The organism is Aestuariivirga sp. (assembly GCF_037139295.1).
In the GTDB taxonomy this organism is placed as follows: domain Bacteria; phylum Pseudomonadota; class Alphaproteobacteria; order Rhizobiales; family Aestuariivirgaceae; genus Aestuariivirga.
This window is the reverse complement of record NZ_JBAXGR010000180.1, coordinates 1-3972: the sequence shown is the minus strand read 5'-3', so window position 1 is coordinate 3972 and position 3972 is coordinate 1. Positions and strand designations below refer to the sequence as shown.

General features: G+C 59.5%; 2 protein-coding genes and 2 pseudogenes. 3 read left to right on the top strand and 1 reads right to left on the bottom strand.

All coding sequences use genetic code 11. The annotated features are described in order from the left end of the window. Window positions 1-34 precede the first annotated feature (34 nt). Both WCJ41_RS20385 and WCJ41_RS20380 read left to right on the top strand, forming a co-directional pair. Window positions 35-1447 (top strand): TRAP transporter large permease subunit, encoded by a 1413-nt coding sequence (locus tag WCJ41_RS20385; RefSeq protein ID WP_336907672.1) that lies wholly within the window; start codon window positions 35-37, stop codon window positions 1445-1447. 42 nt (window positions 1448-1489) lie between these two features. Next, a complete protein-coding gene (locus WCJ41_RS20380; RefSeq protein WP_336907671.1) occupies window positions 1490-2578 on the top strand; it encodes a TRAP transporter substrate-binding protein in 1089 nt (362 codons plus the stop codon). Window positions 2579-3682: 1104 nt separating this feature from the next. Here WCJ41_RS20380 and WCJ41_RS20375 read toward each other — a convergent pair. After that, window positions 3683-3799, bottom strand: a pseudogene (locus WCJ41_RS20375) (ATP-binding protein); the annotation flags it as partial. On the opposite strand from WCJ41_RS20375, the pseudogene WCJ41_RS20370 reads away from it, so the two are divergent. After that, window positions 3796-3915 (top strand): annotated as a pseudogene (locus tag WCJ41_RS20370) (IS481 family transposase); the annotation flags it as partial. The pseudogenes WCJ41_RS20375 and WCJ41_RS20370 overlap by 4 nt on opposite strands. Between the last annotated feature and the right edge of the window lie 57 nt (window positions 3916-3972).

Here is a 3972-nt window from a genome sequence, read left to right as displayed (position 1 = left end):
CGAGAGGCCGCTTCAGTGAGCATGGAGAGCGCCCTTGCTTGACTACGGCCTTATTGCACCAGCGATGTTCGCTGGGCTCATCCTGTTCCTGCTGATCGGGTTTCCGGTCGCGTTCTCGCTCGCATCGCTCGGCCTGTTCTTCAGCTTCATCGCGATTGAAACGGGCTACTTCGGTGTTGAATTCATGCAGGCGCTACCGGCGCGGGTGTTCGGCATCATGTCGAACGAATTGCTTCTGGCCATTCCCTTCTTCACGCTCATGGGCGTGGTGCTTGAGAAATCCGGTCTCGCCGAGGACCTGATGGAGGGCTTCGGCCAACTCTTCGGTTCGATGCCGGGTGGGCTGGCACAGGCAGTCATCTTCGTGGGTGCTATTCTTGGCGCGATCACCGGCACGGTTGCGGCCAGCGTCATCGCGATCGGCATGATCTCCATCCCGATCATGATGAAGTACGGCTATGACATGAAGATCGGCACCGGTGTGATTGCCGCCTCGGGCACCATCACGCAGGTCATTCCGCCATCGCTCGTACTGATCGTGCTTGCCTTCCAGCTCGGCGTGCCGGTTGGCGACATGTACCTCGGCGCAATCGGGCCCTCCATCGTGCAGGTGCTTCTGTTCTCGGGCTTCATCCTGCTGGTGTCGATCTTCCAGCCGCATCGCGTTCCGGCCCTTCCGCCCGAGGCACGCACCCTTAAGGGGCTTGCCCTCTGGTCAAAGGTTGCCTGGGGCATGGTTCCCTCGCTGGTGCTGATCTTTCTCGTTCTCGGCACGATCTTCCTCGGCATCGCATCCCCAACCGAGGCCGGCGCCATGGGATCGATGGGCGCGATCCTGCTGGCGGCTGCCCATGGCCGCTTCAGCTGGAAACTGCTGTGGCAGTCCGCGGACGGAACCATGCGCATCACCACCATGGTGCTCTTCATTCTCATCGGCGCAACGGTTTTCAGCCTGGTGTTTCAAGGCGTCAATGGCGGCAAGTGGATCGAGCATATGCTCAGCCACATTCCGGGCGGGCGTCTCGGCTTCCTGATCTTCGTCAATGTGTTCATCTTCTTCATCGCGTTCTTTCTCGATTTCTTCGAGATCGTGTTCATCATCGTTCCGTTGCTCATCCCCACGGCTCACGCGCTTGACATCGACCTGATCTGGCTCGGTGTGCTGCTCTGCGTCAACATGCAGACGGCCTTCATGCATCCGCCCTTCGGGTTTGCACTATTCTATCTGCGCGGCATTGCACCACCGGAAATCAAGAGCAGGGACATCTATCTGGGTTCGATCCCATGGATGTTCCTGCAGCTCATCCTCGTCGCGCTGATCATCACATTTCCGGCAATTGTCGATTACTGGATTGCCGATACGATAAAGCTCAATGATGCTGGTGTTCAGCAGCAGATCGACCACATCGAGATGCCGAACATTGCTCCACTTGATTTAAACCAATGATGCCTAGACAAAACCAAAGATGAAAGAGGGAGAAACAAAACCATGAAGAGACGACATCTGTTGAGAGCGGCGGCCGTGGGTTCACTGGCGACAGCCATCGCCACCCCGGCAATTGCCCAGTCAGCGCCGAAGATCAGCTGGCGGTTGACCTCCGGTTTTCCCAAGACGCTGGACACTATTTTCGGTTCTGCGAATGATTTCATAAAGATCGTGTCGGACGCCACGGACGGAAACTTCCAGATTCAGACCTTCGCCGCTGGAGAAATCGTTCCCATGCCGGAGGCGGCCGACTCGGTAGCCTCGGGAACCGTGGAGATGGCCCACACCGCAAGCTATTACTATTGGGGAAAGAACGCCGCCTATGCACTCGGCACTGCCATTCCCTTCGGCTTCAACGCCCGCGGTGTGAATGCCTGGTATTATGAGGGCGGCGGCATCGACATGATGAACGAGTTCTATCACACCCAGGGCCTGCACGTTTTTCCGGGCGGCAACACAGGCGCGCAAATGGGTGGCTGGTGGCGCAAGGAGATTAAGTCGCTCGATGATCTTCAGGGGGTCAAGATGCGCATCGGTGGCATGGGCGGCAAAGTGATGGAGGCGCTTGGCGTCGTGCCCCAGCAAATCCCAGGCGGCGAGATCTATCCGGCCCTCGAGCGCGGCGCGATCGATGCGGCCGAGTGGGTGGGGCCTTATGATGACGAAAAACTTGGCCTCAACAAGGTTGCCTCCTATTACTATTACCCCGGTTTCTGGGAAGGCGGACCGACCCTAAACTTCATGATCAACCTCACCAAGTGGAATGAGCTGCCGAAGAGCTATCAGGCAATTGTTGCGACCGCGGCGGCGACGGCGAACCAGTCCATGTTGGCTAAGTATGACGCCAAGAATCCCACTGCGTTGAAGTCGCTGATCGCGGGTGGCGCGCAGCTGCGCGCCTATCCGGATGATATGATGACTAAGGCCTTCGCAGCGGCTAATGAACTCTATGCGAAGCTGTCGGCGGAGAACCCTGACTTCAAGAAGATTTATGACAATCAGGTGGCGTTCCGCAACGATGCCAATCTGTGGAACCAGGTGGCCGAGTTGACCTTCGACGCCTTCATGATCCGTAACCGGCCCAAGGGCTGACTTCGCCTGTCGCGCATGCCTCCCCGTTCGTCGTCTTGGTGGGGAGGCTGCCTGCTACGCCTACCGCAAATCGAATTTGACTCACCAAAGGGCTGATGTGGGGCGATGCTTTCTTGCGATGGTAGACATTTTCCGGCTGGTCTGGAGCGCGATTGTAGATTTCTCCCATTCGCGGTCTGCTCTGCAAGCGGAAATCATCGTCCTGCGCCGCCAATTCATTGGCTGTCCGTCGTCAGATAAATTGAGATCTTTGGGCGCGTGATCGGAGAGAGGATCTGGCGCATCTGGTTTTGATGTCGTGCGGTCTATCCATGAAGCCAATCTTCTGGGATGGACTCTGAGGTTCGGGGGCTGGCCGTTAGGGGATCGGACGTTGCCATCCACCCGATATCATCCGCCGCCCGCTAGCGTACGTAACAAGAACACTAACACCTTTTGCAATATCACCCACCCCAGACGGAGACCGCCGATGACCCGAGACATCCGAATCCGCCGCCTGCTTCTGGGCGCGCTGCTCATGGTCCTTTTGGCCGCTGCGGTACCGCGCCCCACCTATGCTGAAAGTGGGTTCAAGCCCATCCCCACGCAGTTCATCGCGGCATTGGCGGCGCCGACGGCTACCAGCGGCACCGGAGCTGAAGCCTGGGGGCTGTGGACGCTCGATCCGGGCCCGCGCGGCGTGCGGCTGCGGAACTACGAGGCGCTGGTTGCAGCGGGCGGCACGGCGCCGGCCAACTGGTCGTTTGATGCCGGAGACTGGTGGCTGGAGGAACACGGCCTCATCATGGAAGCGCCGACCTTAGGTCTGCCGCCTGGTCGCTATCTGGTGACGGGCAACCGTGCCGCGCAAGCGGTGTTGACCGTCGCACCGAAGGATGCTTCGGGCGCGCAAGCGTGGAGCCTGAGCGGCGGCGCCACCGTCTATGACGTTACCCACCTCCGCTGCCGCTCGGCGCGCTACAGGCCGAATGCCGCCGGGAAGGCGTGCATACCTGCGGCCGTTCCCGCCGAGCTCTTCCCCGTAGCGCCGGGCGATGCCATGCCCTCGGTCGTCAATTGCAGCAAGGTGGATTTCGCGGTGCTAATCATTATCGGCATCGAGGGCTGGACGCCGAGGGCGGTGGCGATATGGGTCTTGCCCGTGCCCGGTCCGCCGATGAGCACGACATTGTGGGCGCCCGCCATGAACTCGCCAGCATGCAGCTGGCGAACCAGGGCCTCGGCTGTTGAGCGACAACGGCTCGAGCTACATCGCCGGTGACTTGGCAGACTGGCTTGAGAAGAAGGGCATGGACCATGTCAGGGGGGCTCCGCTGCATCCCCAGACGCAAGGTAAAGATCCGTGCCTATCCGGTTAACGCATACACCTACTATATGTTGGGTGCTGCCAATCA